The organism is Pandoraea sp. LA3 (assembly GCF_022696215.1).
GTDB classification, from domain to species: Bacteria; Pseudomonadota; Gammaproteobacteria; order Burkholderiales; family Burkholderiaceae; genus Pandoraea; species Pandoraea capi.
This window is the reverse complement of the sequence record NZ_PTPY01000022.1, coordinates 82,161-100,764: the sequence shown is the minus strand read 5'-3', so window position 1 is coordinate 100,764 and position 18,604 is coordinate 82,161. Positions and strand designations below refer to the sequence as shown.

The following is an 18,604-nucleotide window of genomic DNA, read 5'->3' as shown; positions in this document are numbered from 1 at the left end:
CTCACCCAAACCGTGATTGCCGAGGTCACCGGCGGCGACGCTCACGAGCGTCGACGTGCCGGGGCCTCCGACAGGAGAAAACCTCATGACAACGCATGCGCAGGTGCCAATCGCCGCGACGCCCACCACACTCAGTCAGTTACCGGTCGCGTTCTTCGGCTCCGTGATGGGGCTGACCGGCTTGTCCGTGGCGTGGCGGCTGGCCCATGCCCAGTTCGGCGCCGCATCGTGGGTCGGCGAAGCGATCGGTGCGGTGGCGCTCGCGTTGTTCGCCGCACTCGTCGTCGCCTATCTGGCCAAGGCCGTGCTGCACTTCGACCGGGTGCGCGCCGAGTTCTCGCATCCGATTGCCGGCAACATGTTCGGCACGCCGCTGATCAGCCTTTTGCTCACCCCGCTGTTGCTCGCCGACAGTCATCCGGGACTGGCGCGCGGTCTGTGGTACGCGGGTGCGACCGGGATGGTGGTGCTCGCGTGGTGGATGGTGATGCGCTGGATCAGCGTGCGTCAGCAGCCTGAGCATGCAACGCCCGCGTGGATCGTCCCGGTGGTCGGGTTGCTCGATGTGCCGCTGGCGGTGCCTGCTCTCGGCCTCTCGCACGAGATGCACGGCCTGATGGTGTTCGGCACGGCGGTCGGCCTGTTCTTTGCTGTGCCGCTGTTCACGATGATCGTGTCGCGACTCATGTTCGCCGAACCGTTCCCGGTGTCGTTGCAGCCGTCGCTGCTCATTCTGGTCGCACCGTTCTCCGTGGGCTTCTCGGCTTATACCGCCACCTCCGCGGCCACTGTGGGCAGCATCGATGGCTTCGCGCAGGCGCTCTACATGATCATGCTGTTCGTGCTGGCAGTGTTGCTGGTGCGCCTGCGCGGTCTCGCCCATTGCTGCCCGTTCCGTGTGTCGTGGTGGTCGGTGAGCTTCCCGCTCGCGGCGTCGGCCGCCACGGCGGTGAAGTACGCCGGGTTTGCGCAGCATCCGGTAACGGACACGGTGGCGATCGCGCTGCTCGGTCTGGCGACGCTGGTGATTGCCGCGCTGTTCGTGCGCACCGCGTGGGGCGTGGCGAGGGGCGAACTGCGGACGCTGACTTCATGACGCCTTGCGTCCAAATCATTCCGAAAATCTTCAGCACCACGTAGAATGCGTCGCTACCGACGGCCGGAAGCTGGTGAGAATCCAGCGCGGTCGCGCCACTGTGACTCGTCATCGCGACGGGAAGTCAGACCTGGCCGTCGGGTTCATCGACCATGTTTTTGGGGCGCGAAACCCCAGGAGACGCTGAAGTACCATGCCTCAATCTCGTTCGACGGCCTACGTCAGGGCCCCGGCGGCGGGCGCGCTCGCGCTCAAGCAAACCGCATTCATCGCCTTCTCGCTGCTCGGTGGCGCTTGTGTTCCGGCGGTTGCCGCCGAGGATGCCAACCTGCCACTCGTCACGATCAACGCGCAGCATGCGCGCGACGACGCACCGCTCTCCACGCCGACATCGACCGGCTCGCGCCTGAATCTGTCGAGCCTCGACACGCCGGCGAGCGTCGAGACGATCACGGCCGCACAGATCGAAGCGCGCGGTGACCAGACCGTTACCGATGCGGTCACGCGCGCCACCGGTTTCACCAGCAATGCGGCGCCCGGCAACGGCGGCACGGCGCTCGCGGTGCGCGGCTTCTCCGGTCAGGAGTCGGTGATGACGCTCTACGACGGCACCCGTCTGTATCCCGGTGCCGGCACCATGACGTTCCCGTTCGACACGTGGCAGGTGGAGCGCATCGACGTGCTGCGCGGACCGGCGTCGGTGCTCTACGGCGAAGGCGCGATCGGCGGTGTGGTGAACGTGGTGCCGAAGCGCCCGCAACGCGAGTACGCGACCACGATTCAGGTGGGCTTCGGCACCGACGCTCAGAAGCGCTTCGCGCTCGACACGACCGGCGCACTCGGCCCGATGCTGTCGTATCGCTTCTACGTGAGCGACAACCGCAGCAACGGCTGGGTCGACCGGGGCAAATCGCACACGACGTCGTTCGGCGGCGCGGTGAAGCTCGACGTCTCCCCGAAGCTGTCGTTCACGCTCGACTACGATTACGGCCGTCAGATGCCGGCGACGTACTTCGGCGTTCCGCTGAATAACGGCACCATCGACTCGACGCTGCGCTACAAGAACTTCAACGTCGGTAACGCGCTGATCGCCTATTTCGATCAGTCGACGCGACTCACCGGCGTGTATCGCGTGGCGGACGGCATCACGCTGCGTGACCAGTTGTACTACCTGAACACCAACCGGCACTGGCGCAACAGCGAAGCGTACGAGATGGATCCGTCGACGCGGCTGGTCACGCGCAGCGATTACATCGAGATCCTCCAGCACGAGCATCAGGTCGGCAACCGGCTGGACGCCACCGTCGACCGCAGCATCGCGGGTCATGCGAACCGTTTTGTGGTGGGTGTCGAGGCGAATCAGATCTCCTTCCAGCGCGACAGCAATACGCCGTTCGGCGGCTCGTCGGTGGTGAGCGCCGACGGCTTCGATCCGGGCGTGTTCGCGAGTCCCGATCCGACCGTGGCCGAGTTCCGCACGCTCACGCGTCAGGTCGCCCTGTTCGCGGAAGATCGTTTCGACATCACGTCGCGCCTGTCGGCCGTAGGCGGCATGCGTTACGACTACCTCGACTACTCGCGTCGTCAACTCGCCACCGGCACCGAGTTCGGCAAGACGTTCTCGAACGTCGGCTGGCGTCTCGGACTCGTGTATCAGCTCAGTCCGTCGGCGTCGGTCTACGGTCAGTACACGCGCGGTGCCGACAGCATCGGCTCGCTCGTGACGCTGTCGCAATCGCAGACGAAGTTCGACCTGGCGACCGGGCAGCAGTGGGAGGCCGGCGTCAAGCAGGAACTGCCGGACGGGCGCGGCTTCTGGACGCTGGCCGTCTATCAGATCGTGAAGAAGAACCTGCTGACGACCGATCCAGTGAATCCGACGCTGACGCAGCAAGTCGGTCAGCAGTCGTCGCGCGGTATCGAATTGTCCGGGGCGTTGAAGCTTGGCTATGGTTTCTCGGTTGAGGCGAATGCCTCGCTGTTGCGTGCGCGTTTCGATCAGTTCGACGAGAGCGTCGGCGGGGCGGCGGTGTCGCGCAATGGCAACGTGCCGAACAACGTGCCGCAGCAAACGGCGAATCTCTGGCTGACGTATTCGCCGATGCACGACGTGGTGGTGGGCACCGGCCTGCGATACGTCGGACGCCGCTACAGCGACAACGCCAATACCGCACCGATGCCGTCTTACACGGTCCTTGATGCAACAGCATCCTGGCAGGCGACCAAGCGCGTGAACGTCGCGCTCTATCTGCGCAATCTGGCGAACCGGGCGTATGCGGTGACGTCCGAGTCGCCGGTCGAGTGGCTGCTCGGCCCGTCTCGCTCGGCGCAGCTTGTCGCGACGATGAAGTTCTGAGGGCGTTCGACGATGCCCGGCGAACTTCACATCGCACAACTGAGCTGGTCGCCGGCGGACCTGTTGCGCCCCGGCGCCGCACCGCTGCTTCAGTCGATCACGCTCGATGTCGCACGCGGCGAGTTCGTCGGGCTGATCGGGCCGAACGGCAGCGGAAAGTCGAGTCTGCTGCGCTGCGCATTCCGCTATGCGAAGCCGCAAACCGGCGCGGTGACGCTCGACGGTACGAACGTGTGGCACGTGTCGCCACGCTGGTCTGCGCAGCACATCGCCGTGTTGTTGCAGGAGTTGCCGGACGATTTCGGGCTGAGTGTCGAGCAGGTCGTCTGGATGGGGCGCACGCCTCACAAACGTCTGCTCGATGCCGATACGCCCGACGACGCCGCGCTCGTCGCGCGTGCGTTGCGCGATGTCGACATGACGGCCGCGCGTGAGCGGGCATTCGCCACGTTGTCAGGCGGCGAGAAGCAGCGTGTGCTGCTCGCACGCGCTCTAGCGCAAGAGCCGGACGTCCTGATGCTCGACGAGCCGACCAGCTTTCTCGATCTGCATCATCAGGTCGAACTGATGCGACGCATTCGCTCGCTGAACGTCACGACGCTCGCCACGATTCACGACCTCAATCTCGCGGCCGCCTATTGCGACCGGCTCTACGTGCTGGCCGGTGGCGAGATCGTCGCGCACGGCGCGCCGGACGACGTACTCACCGTCGATCTGCTCGCGCGCGTGTTCCAGGTCGAAGCGCTGGTCGACCGGCATCCCGTCACACACCGTCCACGTATCACACTCGTTCATCCGCTATGTCCCCAACTGTGAAGCGCTTTGTCCTGACTGGCTCGATGGCGTTGGCTCTTGCGCCAGGTTCCGTGCTGTCCAACACCGTCGCGGCCGCGCCGCACTATCCGGTCACTGTGCAGAGTTGCAACCGCGCCGTGACCTTCGAGCGTGCGCCGACACACGCGGTCAGCAACGACGTCAACCTGACCGAAATGATGATCGCGCTCGGTCTCAAACCGCGCATGGTCGGCTTCACAGGAATTAGCGGATGGAAAACCGCCAATGCCGCGCTGCGTGCACAACTGACCGGACTGCCCGAACTCGCGCAGCGCTATCCGTCGATTGAAGTGTTGGTGCAGGCCGGTGCCGACTTCTACTTCGCCGGGTGGAACTACGGCATGCATGTGGGCGGGCCGGTCACGCCCGCGTTGCTCGCGCCGTTGGGCATCCGCACGTATGAACTGAGCGAGTCGTGCGGGCATGTGATGCCGCGTGGTGCAGCGTCGTTCGACGACGTCTACAACGATTTGCGCAACCTCGGGCGGATCTTCGACGTGGAGCCTGCGGCGAACACGGTCATCACGCAGATGACGACGCAGTTGGCGGCGGTGAAGCGTCGCCTCGACGGCAAGTCGCCGCCTGTGCGGACGTTCGTCTACGACAGCGGCGAGGACAGCCCCTTCACGGCGGGACGTCTCGCCATGCCCACGGCGCTCATCGAGGCTGCCGGCGGTCGTAACGTGATGGACGACGTCACGCAAAGCTGGACACGCGTGAGCTGGGAGACCGTGGTGGCGCGCAACCCGCAGGCCATCGTGATCGTCGATTACGGTGCGGTCACGGCGGCACAGAAGATTGCTTTTCTGCTGAATCAACCGGCGTTGCGTCAGGTCGATGCGATTCGTGCGCGCCGCTTCATCGTGGTGCCCTACGACGAAGCGACGCCCGGCATTCATAACGTGCAGGCAGTCGAGACGATTGCGCGCGGTCTGCATCCGGCAGCTTTCGCGAAATGACGCGCGCGGACGCCGGCTTGGCACACGTCGTACGCGGGGCTCACATCGGACGTATTGCGATTGCCGTACTGACGCTCGCGCTGGTGGTCTCCATCGTGCTGGCGTCCGGCATCGGGCCGACGGCCATCGCGTCTTCGCTGACGATGCGCATCGTATTGGCGCATCTGACGAGCGGGACGCAGGGCGTGGATGCCGCCGCGCAAGGGTGGACGGCGTCGCAGGACGCCGTGGTGTGGTTGATCCGCCTGCCGCGCGTGTTGCTCGCGGGCATCGTGGGGGCGGCGCTGGCGATGGTCGGCGTTGCGTTGCAGGCCGTGACGGCCAACCGGCTGGCGGATCCCCATCTGCTCGGCGTGAGCGCCGGAGCGACCTTCGGCGCGGTATTTGCGACGCTCTTTCTCGGCGCGATCTTCGGGCCATTCACGCTGTCGCTGCTGGCGTTCGCCGGCGCGGCGTTTGCAACGCTCGCGGTGATCGCGCTGGCCCACCGTCAGGGGCGGTTGGAACGGGACCGGTTGTTGCTCTCGGGCATCGCCGTATCGTTCGTGATGCTTGCAGGGGCCAATCTGTTGCTCTATCTCGGCGACCAGCGTGCAGCGTCTTCCGTGTTGTTCTGGACGTTAGGCGGATTGGGGCTGGCGCGCTGGGACATGCTGGCGATTCCGGCTGCGATCGTGCTGATGGGCGGTGTCGTGCTGATGGGGCGCCGTCGCGAGCTGAATGCGCTGATGACCGGCGATCTCGCGGCGGTGACACTCGGCGTGAATGTGCCGCGTGTGCGTGCGGAAGTGTTTCTGATCGGTGCGCTCGTCACCGGGGTGATGGTGGCCGTGAGCGGCGCGATCGGGTTCGTCGGGCTGGTCACGCCGCACGCGTGCCGTCCCGTCGTCGGTGCCGAGCACGGACGGTTGTTGCCGGTCTCGGCATTGCTCGGCGCGGTGCTGTTGATCTGGGGCGATGTGCTGGCCCGCACGCTGATCGCCCCCGAGGATCTGCCGATCGGCGTGGTGACGGCGCTGGTCGGGGGCGGATGTTTCGTCGCGTTGCTGCGGGTCCGGGGGTAGGACGCGTGACGTATTCGATGTTCTTTTGCGATACGTTGGACTCGTCATCAGGACGCGGCTAAAACTGAATCGTCGCCGTGATCGAGTCCTGATAGGTGTCCGGTGCAGGTGTCGAGGGTTGAGCCAGGATGCGCCCGTAGATGGGGATGGTCGTCGTCGCCCCTGTGCCGGTGCCGAGGTAGGGTGAGGTGCCGCCCGTGCCGTCGCCCCATGCGGTGGCGTAGTTCGAGTCCGTATAGAGTTGATACGGTATGGTGGCGCCGAGCGTCTGACCCTTGAGCGTGCGCGCGCCGACTTGCCCGCTCACGCCGCCGTTGAACAGAATCCGGTAAGCGTCATTGTTCGTGCACTGTACGGCAAGCGAGCCTTGTGCGGTCAAGGTGTTGCGCAGGGTGGACGATTGCGGGAACGTGAGACCCGTCGCATTGATCGTGCAGTTGTTCGTGACGGTCACGTTGACCGTGAACGGGCTGGTCGTGCCGGTCGTGAATCCCCCGGCGCCGCAAGCCGGTGGGAACAGCGTGTAGAACTGATAGGACAGTGTGACGCTGCTCGCGGGATAGGTCGTCGAGTAGACGGTGCTGCTGTTGTTGGTCGTCGGCACGGTCGTCTGATTGGCCGTGATTCTCGCGTAAATGCTGATGTTGGTGCTGCCGGTGTAACCGAGGATCGAGTTGCTGAAGGTCGTCGTCAGCGCACTGGCGGGTGTAGTGCTCCAGGGCGTTGCGTGCCCGCTGTCGACATACAGATCGTAGGCAATGGTGTTCGTGCTGTTGGAGAGCACGCGTGGGGACGTTGCCGAGAAGCCCAGGCAGATTTTCACGTTCGGCACCAGATTGAGCGTCGGCCACGTGCAGGTGACCTGCACGGTTCCCGTCGTCGTCACGGCGGTGCCGGCGATCGGACTGAACGAAGGGAATGCGACGCTCGGTGCGCCCAGCGAGCAGGTCTGGGCCTGGGCCGAGGGCGCGACGAACCACGTCGTCAGGCACAGGAGCGAGAGCAGGAGCAGGCGCTTCATCGGGCTCGCCCCGGCATTCGCGCACGCTCAGGTGAAGCCGGTGGCGCCTGCGGCGTGCAGAGCAGCGGCCCGATACGGGCCATCGCGCCCTGAGTGGCCGGATCGTAGGCGAACGTCGTGCGGCATGTGCCGTTGTCCTGCGTGACCACGAGCGAGTTCTCCGGTAGTAAGCCGTCGATGAACGTCTGGCCGTCGTACCCGACGACCGATTGCGCGCCGCTCTCGGTGTGCGTCACGCGCGCCCCGAGTTGCAACGGTGTGCCGTCCGACGTCACCAACGTGATGAGCGCGGCGCGATAGCGGTGCACGGGGAACGAGACCAGCACCCCGGCCCCCGATTCTGGAACCACGGTGCGTGCCGCCGGCATGATGCGCATGTCTGCCGGCAGGTCCGTCGCGTCGACGGTGAGACGATTGGCCTGATAGCCGTTGAGGTCGGGAATGACGAGGGCACCGCCGTCGCTGGTGCGTCCGATCGGCAACTGTTCGCGCAGGACGGGGACGTTGGCGTCAGCGTCCGTCTTGACCAGTGCGAAGCTGTCGAAGATGCGACGCGCCGGGTAGACGCCGCCATCCATCGCCACGAGCGCGCCGGTAAGGCCTACGCCCACACGCGTTTGCCCATCCCACGTCTGCGCCTGCGCGGACGCTTGCCCGTAGCGGCCCAGATACTGGGCCTGCGCCTGACCGATACGTACGCCGTCGTTCACACCGCCGAGCATGTTCCATCCCCACCCGCCGCCGTAGTCGGGGGTGCGTGTGACACCGGCGAGCGCCTGCGTCGAGCCTTGCTGACGAGCGAGCGATACCGACGCCACGGTGTTCGGCCCCAGCGTGAAGCTGAACATGGCGAACACGCCGTAGCTGCGCGAATTCGCCATGTCCTTGAACGCTCCCACATTGAGCGAACCCGCTGCACGCACCGGCCACGAGACGTTCGCAGAAATCACGCGCGACGACGGGAAGTCGGGACCGCGCATGCCGATGTAGCTCAGCGAGAGCGTGCGGTTCTCCCAGAACGGCGTGGATATCGTGACACGGTCCATGGTCGTCGGCACACCGGAGCCACTGAGCGTGGCGAGATCGCGGAAGTCGCCGACGGTGCGCTGAAACAACGAATCGAACGAAAAGTTGCGCGACAGATACTGATAACCGATACCGATCTGCGCGCCGCTGGCGCGGCCGGTCGAACCGGACAGTGATCCGCTCAGCACGCCGTAGCCGGACAGCGATACGAGCGCACCGGCCCCGGCATTGAACACGCCGGATGACCCTTCCGCGTGGTATTCGGTCGTCAACCGATCCGAGATGCCGTAGCGGTACACGCCCGACGCGGCAAAGCGCCGGTCGTAGCCCCATGAGCGGAAGCCGTAGTCGGTGCGGGGCATGCCCGCTTCGAACGAGTAGCTCGACAAGCCCGCCGAGAGCATGCGGGTATCGATGTAGAGCGGCACGTTGATGACGCTCTCGCGCCCGAGCGCGTCGCGCGTGACGACGCTCGCCTGAAGGTTGCCGATGAGCCCCGGCGTTTCGCGTATCACGAAAGGACCGGCGGGCACGTTGCCGCCGAAGCGTCGAATGCCGTCGAGATAGACATCGACGGAAGACGGTACGGCGGCCGATCCGCCCAGCGCCGGGACCGGGAACGTGACGAGATCGGGGCGCAAGGCGAAGTTCTTGCGCCATTGCACGCCCGCCATGCGGATCGAGCGCGACCACGCGAGCGAGCCGGAGATCGTGTCGCCCAGTTGCAGGGTCGTCATCTCGGCAGGATTGTCGTGCCGCCACGACGTGTCATAGCGCAGATAGGCCGGGCTCTGCGACCAGGTGTCGAAGACCCCCGTCTGACTGAAGACGCCACCGGGATGGAAGTACCGCAGTTCTGTCCAGCTCGACGCGCGCGTCGTGCGGTCGTGTTCGACCAGCGCGTCGTAGTTCAGCAGGAAGCCGCGCGACGTCATGGCGTTTGCCGCGCGTGGCACGACGCGCCCGATCTGAAACGGCACGCGCAACGTGTCGGGCACCGCGATGTCGATGCTCTGACGCGCAGCGTCGTAGCGATACTGCACGCCGCCGATGGTGTCGAGCGGGACTTGCGTCTCGCCGGACATCTTGAGCTTTCCGACGTCGATGCCCAGCGCCTGCAAGTCGTCGGCGCTTGCACTGAAGCGTCCGTCGCGCATGAAGAAGTGGGCGATGGCGCCGGTCGCGGCACCGTTGACCGACACGTCGAGGTAGTAATCGCTGGGGGTGACTTCCGCCGCGTCGGGATGCGCGAGCGGCACCAGTGTGCCGACCAGCAGGCTCGCGGCCCAGCGGATGATCCATGACTTGCGACGCGGCGTGTGACGCGAGCCGCTTGCCGATGCGCGTGAAAACGTGCGTGACGCAACATCCCGTGCCGATATCGACACGGACGCGGGAGCGACGGTGAGAGCGTACGCACCGGGACGCCCGCGCTCACGGCCCGCCATCGATATCGACGACGAAGCGCGTGGGAACCGTGTTGATCGCGGCGTCTATCGCGAGCGGCGACGCGGGCGGCTTGCCCGCCGGCCAGGTGACTTTGAACAGACGCCGCTGACCGGCCAGTGCGTAACCGAGCAGACCGTTGGTCACAGGCACGGTTTTTCCCGCCGCATCGATGAAACGGGTCGCACCGATCTGCGCGCGGCTGCCGCCCCGGTTCTCGGCTTCGAGCTGCCATTCGCCACCGATGCGCCGGAACGTGAAGTGCAGGTCAGGCTTCTGGGTTGCTGTCGCGGGAACCACAAAGACGGGGATCGAATAGCGCATGCGAATCGAGATGCCGCTCTGGGCCGGTTGACCCGGTTCGGGCAGTTCGTCGACGAGCATGCGGTAGCTTTGTTCGACGGCTGGGGGCGCATTCGTCATGCGCACCAACCGAACGATCTGCGAGCCGCCCCCGTCGATGCGCAGGATGGGCGGGCTGGCGGCGAGCGCGTCGGTGGGGGTGAGCTTGTCCTCGCCGTCCTCCTGCGTCCACGTATAGATCCGGATCTGACCGTAGACCGGCATGTCGCCGGGGTTGCTCAGTGTCAACCCGGCAGCATTCTGCTTGGCCGCGAACTCTACGTTGACCGGGGAAATCTGCAGGGTGGCGGCGCTGGCCGAGACACAGACGACGGTGACGAGACACGCACCTGCGCCGCGCGCGACGCAGCGCTCCGCCCGCTGGCGGAAACCTCTCATAGGCCGCGCCCCGCTAGAAGTAGACGGTCGCGGTGATCACCGAGGAATACGTGTCCGGCTGCGGGATCGCGCCAGCCGAAGTCGGGACCTGTCCGTAGACGGTGAACGGCTGCGCCGTACCGTTACCGGTTCCCGCTTGCGTATTGGTGCCCTGCGTCGTGCCCCAGACCGTGGAGTGATTCGAGTCCGTGTAGAGCCCGTACCCGATCGTTGCCGTGTTGCCGCTGGCGGCGCCTGCCAGCACGCGCGCCGCAACGGTCGAGCCGGACGCCGAACCGGCGCTCAACCCAACGTTGTAAGGCGTGGTGTTCGTGCAGGTGACCGAGACGGTCGACGTGGCGGTCAGCGCGGTCGCCAGGGTCGATGCCGACCCGAAGTTCATCGGCGTGGCGGTGACCGTGCAACCTGCCGTGATGATCAGCGTGACGGTGAATGTCGTGGTGCCGGTGCCGTTACTGTAAACGGCCGCCTGCGCAGGCATCGGCGGGACAAGCAACAAGCTTGCCATCAGGAGGGTAATGCGCGCAGCTGGTTTATTCATCGTCGGTTTCTCGCAAAACGTCGGAAGGACCTAGCGGGCACAAGGCGATGCAGCCGCCGTTGCCGCATACCACTTGTCACACAAAGTACGTCGCACTACTTAGTGCTAAGTGTATATCGCACTACTGAATTTATGTCACGCGTGCGTTTCTACCATGTTCATTCCAAATGGATGTTTGAAATGGAAGCGGGGTGCACGTTCATGGACAGGACTGTGCGGGGACAGGCACCGATTCTGGCGTCTGTCGCGCGGGAAAGGCGAGGTTGAGATTTATGAACTAAAATCTCGATATCTTCCGAAAACATGAATTTTTCTCACTCATCATGCTTGACCGTATTCATTTGTCCATCGTGCAAGAGGTGGAAAAGCAGGGGTCGCTGACCGCTGCCGCAGGGGTGTTGCACGTCACGCAGTCGGCGTTAAGCCACAGCATGAAGAAGCTGGAGCAGCAGTTGGGCACCGATATCTGGCTGCGCGAGGGCCGCAGCCTTCGTTTGACGCAAGCGGGGCAGTATCTGTTGGCGGTAGCCAATCGGGTGCTGCCGCAACTGAGTCTGGCCGAGGAACGTTTGCGACAGTTCGCTCAGGGCGAGCGAGGCGCGCTGCGCATCGGCATGGAGTGTCACCCGTGCTACCAATGGCTGTTGAAAGTGGTATCGCCGTATCTGGCCGCATGGCCGGATGTGGACGTGGACGTCAAACAGAAATTCCAGTTCGGCGGTATCGGCGCGCTGTTCGGCTACGAGATCGACCTGCTCGTCACGCCGGATCCGCTGGACAAGCCCGGCCTCGTCTTCGAACCGGTATTCGACTACGAGCAGGTGCTGGTCGTGGCCGGTAGCCACAAGCTTGCCAAAGAGGAATACATCCTGCCGAAGCAACTGACCAACGAGGTGCTGGTGGCTTATCCGGTGCCGGTGGACCGGCTGGATATCTACAGCATGTTCCTCACGCCGGCGGGCATCACACCGAAACGCCATAAGGCGATCGAGACCACCGACATCATGCTTCAGATGGTCGCGAGCGGACGCGGCGTGGCCGCGTTACCGCGCTGGCTGGTGCTGGAATATGCGGACGCGATGGATCTGGTACCCATCCGGCTAGGCAAGAACGGCATTGCCAAGCAGATCTTTCTGGGGGCACGCGAGGCGGATATGGAGATCGATTATCTGCGCGCGTTCATCGAGCAGGCGAAGCGGCCTGTCCAGACCTGACGCCTTGCCCCGGCAGGCTCCATGAGTGCCATTCATAAGGACATGAGAACTTATCCATTTTCATGTCTGCGGTCGGCCACGATAATTCGAAGCTCCTAGTCCGACGAACGCGGGCGTATTTCATGGAGCTTCCTCATGGCGACCGCAATCGAGCGCAACCCCCTGGATTTCACATTTACTATCAAGAGCATTCGCTTCGACGAAGACTATCGTCCTTCGGAGAACACGCGAATCACGACCAACTTCGCTAACCTGGCCAGAGGCGAGAGTCGTCAGGAGAATCTGCGCAACACCTTCCGGATGATCGACAACCGTTTCAATGCGCTGGCGCATTGGGACAACCCGAAGGGCGACCGTTATTCGGTCGAGCTTGAAATCATTTCCGTTGAGATGAGCATCGAGGGTGAGCGCAGTGAAAGCGCGCTGCCGCTGATCGAAATACTGAAAACGAAAATCCTCGACAAGAAGACTGGCGAACACATCGAAGGCATTGCGGGGAACAACTTCTCGTCCTACGTGCGCGACTATGACTTCAGCGTGTTGCTGCTGGAGCACAACAAGCATCAGCCGGGGTTCAGCACGCCGGAAAACTTCGGCGATCTGCATGGGAAGCTCTTCCAGTCCTTCGTCAATTCCAGCGCTTACAAGCGCAGCTTCAACAAGCCGCCCGTCATCTGCCTGAGTGTGTCGAGCAGCCGGACGTATCGTCGGACCGCAAACGTGCATCCCGCGCTCGGGGTGGAATACGAGCAGGACGAGTATTCGCTGACCGACGAGTACTTCAAGAAGATGGGACTGAAGGTGCGCTACTTCATGCCGCCGAATAGCGTTGCGCCGCTGGCCTTCTATTTCTCTGGTGATCTGCTCGCGGATTACAGCAACCTTGAGCTCATCGGCACCATCAGCACGATGGATACCTTCCAGAAGATCTACCGCCCGGAGATTTACAACGCGAATTCCTCGGCGGGGGAGTTCTATCAGCCGAGTCTGAAGAACCAGGATTTCTCGTTGACTCGCATTGTTTACGACCGGGAAGAACGCAGCCGGTTGGCGATTGAGCAAGGCAAGTTTGTCGAAGAGCAATTCATCAAGCCTTACCAGCTCACGCTCGATCAGTGGTCCGCGAACTACGCGCTTTGATTTATCGAAAACATAAGGTCATCCATCATGAAGAAATTGTTGCCCACTTCAACTGCCGGTAGTTTGCCCAAACCTTCCTGGCTCGCAGAACCGGAGAAGCTTTGGTCACCCTGGAAGCTGGAGGGGGATGAGCTCGCCGACGGCAAGCGCGACGCCTTGCGTTTGTCGCTGCAAGAGCAACAGCACGCGGGCATCGATATCGTCAGTGACGGAGAGCAGACGCGCCAACACTTTGTCACGACGTTTATCGAGCATCTCGAAGGCGTGGATTTCGAGCATCGTGAGACGGTTCGAATCCGTGATCGCTACGACGCCAGCGTGCCGACGGTCGTCGGTGCGGTCGCACGGAAGAAGCCGGTGTTTGTCGAAGACGCCAAGTTCCTGCGTCAACAAACCGACCAGCCGATCAAGTGGGCGCTGCCGGGCCCGATGACGATGATCGATACGCTTTACGACGCGCATTACAAAAGCCGCGAAAAGCTGGCCTGGGAGTTTGCCAAGATTCTCAATCAGGAAGCCAAAGAACTGGAGGCGGCGGGCGTCGACATCATTCAATTCGACGAGCCGGCGTTCAACGTCTTCTTCGACGAGGTGAACGAATGGGGCGTCGCCACGCTGGAGCGTGCGATCGAAGGGCTCAAGTGCGAAACGGCCGTGCATATCTGCTATGGCTACGGCATCAAAGCCAATACCGACTGGAAGCAGACGCTCGGGTCGGAGTGGCGGCAATATGAGGAAGCGTTCCCCAAGCTGCAAAAATCCAATATCGATATCGTCTCGCTGGAGTGCCACAACTCTCGCGTGCCGATCGATCTGATCGAACTCATTCGAGGCAAGAAGGTGATGGTGGGATCGATCGACGTGGCGTCCAATACCATCGAAACGCCGGAAGAAGTTGCCGCGACGCTGCGCAAGGCACTTCAGTTTGTCGATGCCGACAAGCTCTATCCGTGCACCAACTGCGGTATGGCGCCGTTGTCGCGTGACGTGGCACGCGGCAAGCTCAATGCGCTGAGTGCAGGCGCGGAAATCGTTCGTCGGGAACTCTCGAACTAATTCGGGCGGACGTCGGAAGTGCAGGCAGACCCGTCAAGTGTCGTTTGATGCTGTGGGCGGGTTTGCTCGCTTCTGTCGCGTTGTACCTCGTATTTCGTCACTACTATGTCACTTTCCCGTCCGGCAATCGAGCCATTGCGCTTTCGCGAAGCGCTCGGGCACTACGCGTCTGGCATCACGGTCATTACCTCTCACGTCCACGACGAGCCGCTGGGCTTCACGTGCCAGTCGTTTTACAGCGTGTCGACGAACCCGCCGCTGGTGTCGTTCAGCGTGATGGCCCACTCCGCCAGCTATCCCAAAATTCGTCAGGCAGGTCGCTTTGCAGTCAATATCCTGTCGGAGACGCAGGTCGAAATATCCGACCAGTTCGCCCGGCGGGGGACGGACAAATGGCGAGGTGTCGAATGGCAGGCTTCGCCGCTGGGTAATCCGGTCATTGCCGGTAGCCTTCACTGGCTCGATTGCGAGATTTACGCGGAACATTCGGCAGGCGATCACCTGATTGTGATTGGGGAAGTGAAAGCCTTAAGCCTTCAGGACGCGGCGTTCACGCAGCCGTTGCTGTATTTCAAAGGGCAGTATCGGAATATGGCGGCTTGATTGCGCCGGAGTGCGGCTACCCGGCCGAGCGCACCGATTGTCTTGTGAGAGAAACCGGCGCTCCTAAGCGCAGGAGGTCGCTCGATCCGATGAACACTCAAGCGGATATTCCTGATGAGGAAGCATGGGATGCGTGGACGCCAGTCGAACTGGCGCAACGGTTGCGCGATATTCGTTTGCTCTGGTGCATCGTGGGCGGCTAACGAACGCGCGTGGCTGAAAAGCTGCCTTGATGCGCTCTATCCCGGGAGTGCGTGGGCGCGGGTGCTCTAGCGCGTGATTGAGGCATCTGGCTTCACCCGGCGTCGGGCTAACGAAGTGCCTGCCGGATTCCCAGCGCGATCATGAGCCCTCCACACGTGAGGTCGATCCATGCCTTTGCGCGGCGATACGCCGCCGCAATCGCCGCGTGGGATAGCACCAGTGCGACGGCGCCGTACCAGCACGTCGCGGCCGTGCCGACAGTCGCCAGCATCGCGAAGAATGTCTGCGTGGAAACGTGGGCGGGCACCGCCGAGGAAAACACCGCGGCATAAAAGGCGATGGACTTCGGGTTCGCGATATTTGTCGCGATGCCTTGCAGGAAAGCAGCGCGAAACCGAGGCGCCTTCGGTGGGTGCCCCGCTTCCGCAGGGGTTGCCCGTGCCGACATCACAAGCCGCAGTCCAAACCAGATCAGGTAGGCCGCACCTGCAATCCTGACGCCGACAGCGAGCCACGGAAAGATGGCGAACACCGCGCCGACGCCAAGCATCGCGCACGTCGCCCAGAACAGATTCACCATCACGATTCCGGCGACGAGCGCGAACGTATCGGAGCGTTTGCCGGTTACCGCCTTGTGCGTGATGGCGACGAAGTTCGGCCCCGGTATGACAGCGCTAGCCATATAAACAGAGAAGACTGTTACGACAGCGGACCAATCAACCATGGGTAGCCTCAGTGGGTTGTGGTTGAGAGAACGAAGCGGCTTCCTCGGCTGGTATTCTGCGGCAATTCAAGCCGGTCAACGTTAGTCATTCAATACGGTCAAAAGCCGTGTTGAGAGACGTTGCGACGTCGGTGGGCGACCGCGATCAGGCTGGCCGCGATGCTCGGCACGAGCTTTCGAGTGGTGTAATGGCGCATGCTTTCCTTAACCGACCCAATAAGGAGCGACGAGCAGATGACTATGCTACTCGCCTTTAAAGCGCAATCCCGGATCGTTTTGCTCGTGGCCACTTTAGCCGTGGGCGCGATCGTGAACAGCGTCTACGCGGCCGGGCAGGCGCGACTCGATGCGCCGGTCAAGGCCGTTGCGACGCAACGTCTGCTTGTGACTACCCCGCAAGGGAGCGCCGAGTTCCCGGTCTATGCCGACCATCCCATCGACGCGCCCGCTCCCGACGTGACACGAGTATTCGTCGTGATTCATGGCACGTTACGAAATGCCGACACCTACTTCGCGACGGGCCAGCGAGTCGTCCAGCGGGCGGGTGAGCTTGGCAAGGGGACGATGATCGTCGCTCCACAGTTTCTGACGCGTCCCGACACGCAGGCTTTCTCGATGCCGGCACAAACGCTCGCCTACTGAACCGCAGTCGAATTTGAGCGCAAGAAACGGAGCGCGAAGTGTAGTGGGGATAAGCAGAATGCGGCCTTCAACGACGGAAGAAGGTTTTAATAATGTCTCTACTAGACGGAAAGGTGGCCATCGTTACCGGTGCATCTTCTGGCATCGGGCGGGCAATAGCGCTGATGTTCGCGACGCAAGGCGCCGCAGTTGTGCTGACAGCGCGAGATCAGGCGAGACTGGATCAGGTTGCCGACGACATTCGCAGCAAAGGCGGGCGAGCTTATGTGGTCGCTGGCGATGTTGGTCAGGCCGACACCCACGAACAGTGTGTGACAGCGGCGATGCACGAGTTCGGCGGTCTCGACATTGCCATCAATAACGCGGGAACGGTCGGCGCGATTAAACCGCTGGCCGACATCTCGCCGGAAGACTGGCAGCAAACCCTGACGGTCAACCTCACGGCGGCCTATCTAGGAGCTCGCAGTCAGATCCCCGCAATGCTCGAACGTAATGGCGGCTCGATCGTATTCACTTCCAGCTTCGTTGGCACCAGCGTGGGCTTGCCTGGTATGGCTGCCTATGGCGCCTCGAAGGCCGGGTTGATGGGATTGGTGAAAGGCATCACCGCCGATTACGGCGCCCAAGGCATCAGGGCCAACGCATTGCTTCCGGGAGGAGCAGATACCGGAATGGCAGGCGACCAGAGCCAAAAAGATTGGGCGGCTGGATTGCATGCCATGAAGCGCATTGCCCAACCTGAAGAAATCGCATCTGCCGCACTCTTTTTAGCCAGTTCCATGTCCAGCTTCGTCACCGGATCGGCGCTCTTTGCGGATGGAGGGAATGCTGCGGTGAAGTGATGGGGCAGAGCGTCCAACTGACGAGGCAACTGACTTCGCGCCTGTATCCAGGGAAGGTTCAGCTATGATGCCTTGAGCTATCGGTTGCATGCTGCCACCTTCGCAACCGGTCTTTCCAGATCAATCTTCGTATTTCGAAAGAGGAATCTTCGATGGCTATCGAGCGAACCGGTCACAGGTATCGAGCTACTGATACGGGCAAAACTATTGACGTCTGGTTTCCGGCTACCGGTGGCGTAAAAAGGCGCAGTTGTCTCGCCGAGAAAGTTGGGATTATTTCTGGTGATGTTGTTACTGTGGTGATCGAGTCGCTCGAAATCCCGCCCATTTCGACGGAGGATGCGTACCTCCGATTGCACCTGCTATCTGAAAGGGTCGTTAAGCCGAATGAAGTCAATCTCGATGGCATTTTTGGCCTGTTGCCCAATATTGCATGGACATCCGCAGGCCCTGTTTTCCCCGGAAATATCGAAGATCTGCGGGATCGGTTAGCGGCCGAATACCACCACCTGACAGTGTCGTCAGTAGATAAGTTTCCTCGCATGACCGACTACGTCGTGCCCGAGGGCGTGCGGGTTGCCGATGCGGATCGCGTGAGGCTTGGAGCACATCTGGCAAGCGGTACGACCGTGATGCATGAGGGTTTCGTTAACTTCAACGCGGGCACCCTCGGTGAGTCAATGATCGAGGGGCGCGTGACGCCGGGCGTTACTGTCGGGAAAAATTCGGATGTCGGCGCAGGCGCATCCATCATGGGTACGCTCTCGGGCGGGGGCAAAAGCAGGAACTCAATCGGCGAACGAAGCTTGCTCGGAGCGAACGCCGGCATCGGCATTTCGCTGGGAGACGAGTGTATCGTCGAAGCCGGTCTGTATGTCACGGCCGGTACGAAAGTGAAATTGCCCGACGGCAACGTCGTGCCGGCAAGGCAGTTGTCCGGTCGATCCGGCCTGCTATTCCGTCGAAACAGTCAGACCGGTGCAGTCGAGGTGCTGTCAACAGATGCTTCCCGCTGGGGCGGCCTGAATACGAGCCTGCATAGTAACGACTGAGCAGCGTGAGACTTACGGATTGCTCCGACTCCGCTACGCCGTT

Annotated in this window: 16 protein-coding genes, 1 pseudogene and 1 riboswitch; of the genes and pseudogenes, 12 read left to right on the top strand and 5 right to left on the bottom strand. The window is 62.5% G+C overall.

Annotated features, from left to right (window positions below):
• Positions 1-85: 85 nt before the first annotated feature.
• The 5 genes from C5N93_RS04750 (at position 86) to C5N93_RS04730 (ending at position 6,309) form a co-directional block, all read left to right on the top strand.
• The gene (locus tag C5N93_RS04750; protein WP_242558449.1) at positions 86-1,096 is read left to right on the top strand and encodes an SLAC1 anion channel family protein; all 1,011 of its coding nucleotides are present in this window, start codon (positions 86-88) and stop codon (positions 1,094-1,096) included.
• A gap of 39 nt (positions 1,097-1,135) precedes the next feature.
• A riboswitch (adenosylcobalamin (AdoCbl) riboswitch) is annotated at positions 1,136-1,283 on the top strand.
• A gap of 6 nt (positions 1,284-1,289) precedes the next feature.
• Complete coding sequence (locus C5N93_RS04745) at positions 1,290-3,452, top strand: TonB-dependent siderophore receptor (protein ID WP_242558448.1); 2,163 nt, start codon at positions 1,290-1,292, stop codon at positions 3,450-3,452.
• Between the two features lie 12 nt (positions 3,453-3,464).
• Positions 3,465-4,268 carry an ABC transporter ATP-binding protein gene (locus C5N93_RS04740; RefSeq protein ID WP_242558447.1) on the top strand — a complete coding sequence of 268 codons (804 nt, stop codon included), beginning with the start codon at positions 3,465-3,467 and terminating at the stop codon, positions 4,266-4,268.
• A gap of 23 nt (positions 4,269-4,291) precedes the next feature.
• Positions 4,292-5,245 carry an ABC transporter substrate-binding protein gene (locus tag C5N93_RS04735; RefSeq protein WP_242558446.1) on the top strand — a complete coding sequence of 318 codons (954 nt, stop codon included), beginning with the start codon at positions 4,292-4,294 and terminating at the stop codon, positions 5,243-5,245.
• Positions 5,242-6,309, top strand: coding sequence for an iron ABC transporter permease (locus C5N93_RS04730; RefSeq protein WP_242558445.1), 1,068 nt, complete (start codon positions 5,242-5,244; stop codon positions 6,307-6,309). Before C5N93_RS04735 ends, C5N93_RS04730 begins: the two co-directional genes overlap by 4 nt.
• 58 nt (positions 6,310-6,367) lie before the next feature.
• Here the strand turns inward: C5N93_RS04730 and C5N93_RS04725 are convergent, their stop codons facing one another.
• From C5N93_RS04725 to C5N93_RS04710, 4 genes are read right to left on the bottom strand one after another with little or no spacing between them, the layout of a single operon-like run.
• Positions 6,368-7,330, bottom strand: a complete 963-nt coding sequence (locus tag C5N93_RS04725) for a spore coat U domain-containing protein (RefSeq protein ID WP_150722002.1) — start codon at positions 7,328-7,330, stop codon at positions 6,368-6,370.
• Positions 7,327-9,804: a fimbria/pilus outer membrane usher protein gene (locus tag C5N93_RS04720; RefSeq protein WP_242558444.1), complete on the bottom strand. Its 2,478-nt coding sequence runs from the start codon at positions 9,802-9,804 to the stop codon at positions 7,327-7,329. The genes C5N93_RS04725 and C5N93_RS04720 overlap by 4 nt, the downstream gene beginning before the upstream one ends.
• Entirely contained in the window at positions 9,791-10,543 is a 753-nt protein-coding gene (locus tag C5N93_RS04715; RefSeq protein ID WP_242558443.1) for a molecular chaperone, read from the bottom strand. Before C5N93_RS04715 ends, C5N93_RS04720 begins: the two co-directional genes overlap by 14 nt.
• A 13-nt stretch (positions 10,544-10,556) precedes the next feature.
• Entirely contained in the window at positions 10,557-11,063 is a 507-nt protein-coding gene (locus C5N93_RS04710) for a spore coat protein U domain-containing protein (protein WP_242558513.1), read from the bottom strand.
• Between the two features lie 344 nt (positions 11,064-11,407).
• Between C5N93_RS04710 and C5N93_RS04705 the strand changes: the two genes are divergently transcribed.
• The 4 genes from C5N93_RS04705 to C5N93_RS04690 all read left to right on the top strand — a co-directional run bounded on the left by C5N93_RS04705 (position 11,408) and on the right by C5N93_RS04690 (position 15,097).
• Positions 11,408-12,298 (top strand): LysR family transcriptional regulator, encoded by an 891-nt coding sequence (locus tag C5N93_RS04705; protein WP_150722004.1) that lies wholly within the window; start codon positions 11,408-11,410, stop codon positions 12,296-12,298.
• Positions 12,299-12,433: 135 nt separating this feature from the next.
• Positions 12,434-13,438 carry a DUF1852 domain-containing protein gene (locus C5N93_RS04700; protein ID WP_242558442.1) on the top strand — a complete coding sequence of 335 codons (1,005 nt, stop codon included), beginning with the start codon at positions 12,434-12,436 and terminating at the stop codon, positions 13,436-13,438.
• A gap of 27 nt (positions 13,439-13,465) precedes the next feature.
• Positions 13,466-14,494, top strand: coding sequence for a methionine synthase (locus C5N93_RS04695; protein ID WP_242558441.1), 1,029 nt, complete (start codon positions 13,466-13,468; stop codon positions 14,492-14,494).
• Positions 14,495-14,599: 105 nt separating this feature from the next.
• On the top strand, positions 14,600-15,097 hold the full coding sequence (locus C5N93_RS04690; RefSeq protein WP_242558440.1) for a flavin reductase family protein: 498 nt from the start codon (positions 14,600-14,602) through the stop codon (positions 15,095-15,097).
• Between the two features lie 310 nt (positions 15,098-15,407).
• Here the strand turns inward: C5N93_RS04690 and C5N93_RS04685 are convergent, their stop codons facing one another.
• The gene (locus tag C5N93_RS04685) at positions 15,408-16,025 is read right to left on the bottom strand and encodes a LysE family translocator (RefSeq protein WP_242558439.1); all 618 of its coding nucleotides are present in this window, start codon (positions 16,023-16,025) and stop codon (positions 15,408-15,410) included.
• Between the two features lie 195 nt (positions 16,026-16,220).
• Between C5N93_RS04685 and C5N93_RS04680 the strand changes: the two are divergent.
• The 3 genes and pseudogenes from C5N93_RS04680 to C5N93_RS04670 all read left to right on the top strand — a co-directional run.
• Positions 16,221-16,664: pseudogene (locus tag C5N93_RS04680) on the top strand (hypothetical protein); the annotation flags it as partial.
• A 95-nt stretch (positions 16,665-16,759) separates the two neighbouring features.
• On the top strand, positions 16,760-17,509 hold the full coding sequence (locus C5N93_RS04675; protein WP_242558438.1) for an SDR family oxidoreductase: 750 nt from the start codon (positions 16,760-16,762) through the stop codon (positions 17,507-17,509).
• Between the two features lie 152 nt (positions 17,510-17,661).
• Positions 17,662-18,561 carry a DapH/DapD/GlmU-related protein gene (locus tag C5N93_RS04670; protein WP_277990206.1) on the top strand — a complete coding sequence of 300 codons (900 nt, stop codon included), beginning with the start codon at positions 17,662-17,664 and terminating at the stop codon, positions 18,559-18,561.
• Positions 18,562-18,604: the final 43 nt, after the last annotated feature.

Excerpts from the sequence above, each read along its gene's own strand:
- C5N93_RS04750 (WP_242558449.1), top strand. The coding sequence starts at position 86 with ATGACAACGCATGCGCAGGTGCCAATCGCCGCGACGCCCACCACACTC.
- C5N93_RS04745 (WP_242558448.1), top strand. The coding sequence starts at position 1,290 with ATGCCTCAATCTCGTTCGACGGCCTACGTCAGGGCCCCGGCGGCGGGC.
- C5N93_RS04740 (WP_242558447.1), top strand. The coding sequence starts at position 3,465 with ATGCCCGGCGAACTTCACATCGCACAACTGAGCTGGTCGCCGGCGGAC.
- C5N93_RS04735 (WP_242558446.1), top strand. The coding sequence starts at position 4,292 with ATGGCGTTGGCTCTTGCGCCAGGTTCCGTGCTGTCCAACACCGTCGCG.
- C5N93_RS04730 (WP_242558445.1), top strand. The coding sequence starts at position 5,242 with ATGACGCGCGCGGACGCCGGCTTGGCACACGTCGTACGCGGGGCTCAC.
- C5N93_RS04725 (WP_150722002.1), bottom strand. The coding sequence starts at position 7,330 with ATGAAGCGCCTGCTCCTGCTCTCGCTCCTGTGCCTGACGACGTGGTTC.
- C5N93_RS04720 (WP_242558444.1), bottom strand. The coding sequence starts at position 9,804 with ATGGCGGGCCGTGAGCGCGGGCGTCCCGGTGCGTACGCTCTCACCGTC.
- C5N93_RS04715 (WP_242558443.1), bottom strand. The coding sequence starts at position 10,543 with ATGAGAGGTTTCCGCCAGCGGGCGGAGCGCTGCGTCGCGCGCGGCGCA.
- C5N93_RS04705 (WP_150722004.1), top strand. The coding sequence starts at position 11,408 with ATGCTTGACCGTATTCATTTGTCCATCGTGCAAGAGGTGGAAAAGCAG.
- C5N93_RS04700 (WP_242558442.1), top strand. The coding sequence starts at position 12,434 with ATGGCGACCGCAATCGAGCGCAACCCCCTGGATTTCACATTTACTATC.
- C5N93_RS04695 (WP_242558441.1), top strand. The coding sequence starts at position 13,466 with ATGAAGAAATTGTTGCCCACTTCAACTGCCGGTAGTTTGCCCAAACCT.
- C5N93_RS04690 (WP_242558440.1), top strand. The coding sequence starts at position 14,600 with ATGTCACTTTCCCGTCCGGCAATCGAGCCATTGCGCTTTCGCGAAGCG.
- C5N93_RS04685 (WP_242558439.1), bottom strand. The coding sequence starts at position 16,025 with ATGGTTGATTGGTCCGCTGTCGTAACAGTCTTCTCTGTTTATATGGCT.
- C5N93_RS04675 (WP_242558438.1), top strand. The coding sequence starts at position 16,760 with ATGTCTCTACTAGACGGAAAGGTGGCCATCGTTACCGGTGCATCTTCT.
- C5N93_RS04670 (WP_277990206.1), top strand. The coding sequence starts at position 17,662 with ATGGCTATCGAGCGAACCGGTCACAGGTATCGAGCTACTGATACGGGC.